Annotated in this window: 4 protein-coding genes; 1 reads left to right on the top strand and 3 read right to left on the bottom strand. The window is 66.6% G+C overall.

Features of this window, described 5'->3' with window-relative positions:
- Window positions 1-188: 188 nt before the first annotated feature.
- The 3 genes from ACFQS7_RS30860 to ACFQS7_RS30850 all read right to left on the bottom strand — a co-directional run bounded on the left by ACFQS7_RS30860 (window position 189) and on the right by ACFQS7_RS30850 (window position 1273).
- Window positions 189-521 carry a CcdB family protein gene (locus tag ACFQS7_RS30860; RefSeq protein ID WP_380070972.1) on the bottom strand — a complete coding sequence of 111 codons (333 nt, stop codon included), beginning with the start codon at window positions 519-521 and terminating at the stop codon, window positions 189-191.
- Complete coding sequence (locus tag ACFQS7_RS30855; protein WP_380070971.1) at window positions 511-774, bottom strand: type II toxin-antitoxin system CcdA family antitoxin; 264 nt, start codon at window positions 772-774, stop codon at window positions 511-513. The genes ACFQS7_RS30860 and ACFQS7_RS30855 overlap by 11 nt, the downstream gene beginning before the upstream one ends.
- Window positions 775-1003: 229 nt before the next feature.
- A complete protein-coding gene (locus ACFQS7_RS30850) occupies window positions 1004-1273 on the bottom strand; it encodes a hypothetical protein (RefSeq protein WP_380070970.1) in 270 nt (89 codons plus the stop codon).
- Window positions 1274-1341: 68 nt separating this feature from the next.
- On the opposite strand from ACFQS7_RS30850, the gene ACFQS7_RS30845 reads away from it, so the two are divergent.
- Window positions 1342-1720 (top strand): hypothetical protein (locus ACFQS7_RS30845; protein WP_380070969.1); only part of this gene is annotated, 379 nt, incomplete at its 3' end.

The raw sequence follows: 1720 nt of genomic DNA, 5'->3' as shown, positions 1-1720 counted from the left end.
ACCTCGGCGTCGGGCAGGCGTGCGAGCTCGGGCATCGGGAGATCTCAACGACTTGCCGGCATTGGGGCATGAATTGCGGCAGCAGGTCAACAGGCTCCAGAAGGGCTCTTATGGAGCCTCAGCGAATCACGTCGGCTATCCTTCCGGAGTTAGGAGAAGCGAGGCTTATCGCGGGTGAGCCTTTCGGCTCACAGTAGTGGCAGGCCGACCGGGTGGCCGCGAAAAATGGCATCCAGCCCGTCCGTGATGGCGTCAGCCTGATCGAGCGCCGAGCCAAGGATCTCGCCGAGGACCGAAAGCGGGACGGCCGAGAGACCGAGAAGATCGGCCGCGTAGCTGGTTCCGCCGAGGACGACGACCGGGGCAAGCAGACTGCCAGGCCCAGTGGCGGGCAACAGCGGTGCGACGATGAGCGTCGAAGCGGTAATGACGTGATGCTGTAGGACCAGCAGCAGCGGTGCCCGCACAAGGCGACCTTTCGGCTTGGCGATGTCGAGCCAGCGCGGCGGATCACCCCGCATCACCAGCCTCGTCCTGCATCGCGGCGACCTGTTCGGAAAGCAGCCCGAACTCAGCGATCCAACGCTCGTGCTGTTCGACCCCGCGTCGGATGTCCTCGGCGAAGCGTGCGTGGACCGCGCGAGCGACCTCGGCCGCAACTCCCGCTTCGGCCGCACTCGACAGGTTGAGGCCGAGCGTTTTGGCCTGCTCAATGAGCGAGGCCGGCAGGGTCAGGTTAATCGATCGGCGAGAATTCGGCTGGGCACTGCGCATGAAAGTACCCCTGCAAATTTGCAGGGGTATAATCATGCTTTCGGCAGCCGGCGGCAAGGGTTCAGCCTCTTTCCTTCCGAAATTCCTGCAACTGGTGTGTGGCCGGCTTTTTCCATAACCGCCGAGGGCGCGGCTGATGGCGCCCGAGACGCGGCACGTTGCCGGGGAAACCGGTTTGGGCAGGCGTATTGCTGCGGCGGCCAGCCAGCACCCGACGGGGGCGGGTCCTTCATCGTGCCTGCGCCTTGCCCGACAGGAGGTTGGTGTCCGACGGCACGACCTTGAGCCCGAGATGCCCGGCCACGGCTTGCAGGGCAGCGACGTCGCCGGCGCGCCATTGCCGGCGGGTTAGCAGGCTAACGGCCTCGGCCGCGGGCAACCCGGCCGCCGCACCGATCGCTGCCGGCGTGGTGAGGCCCTGGTCCTCGAGATGGGTGTTGATCGTGTAACGGAGGCGGATGGCCATCAGCCGGTCGGCCTGTCGGGTGGGGTCGCGCATACCCCCTGCCCTACCGCCGTATCGTGGCAACGGCCAATATGCCTGGTCCGCCGCGAAGGAGAGCGAACATGCCCGGAGACATCGCGAAGGATCTCGACAGGGACGGCGTCGCCCGGCGCGACTTCATGATTGCATCGGCCACGGCGGTCGGCACTTCAGCGGCCCTGGTCTTGGGCACCAGCCCCGCCAGCGCTCAGGGCGGCGCAACGCCACCGGCAGCTTCTCCCGCGCGAACCACCTACACCGGCGACGTGATCGACGGGAAGCGGGTCGTCACTGCGCTGGACGTGAACGACCTAGAGCCTGGCCAAAAGCACCTCCTGTATTTCCGCGGCGTGGCGACGCCCACCGGGCAGCACTGGCATGTGTCCGTGACGGTCGCTCGCGGGGTGCGGCCGGGCAAGCGCGTCGTTCTCGTGAGCGGCGTGCATGGCGATGAGATGAGTT

The organism is Dankookia sp. GCM10030260 (assembly GCF_042666655.1).
GTDB lineage: Bacteria > Pseudomonadota > Alphaproteobacteria > Acetobacterales > Acetobacteraceae > Paracraurococcus.
Note: the sequence above shows the minus strand (reverse complement) of the source record. Positions and strands in the feature narration are given on the sequence as shown.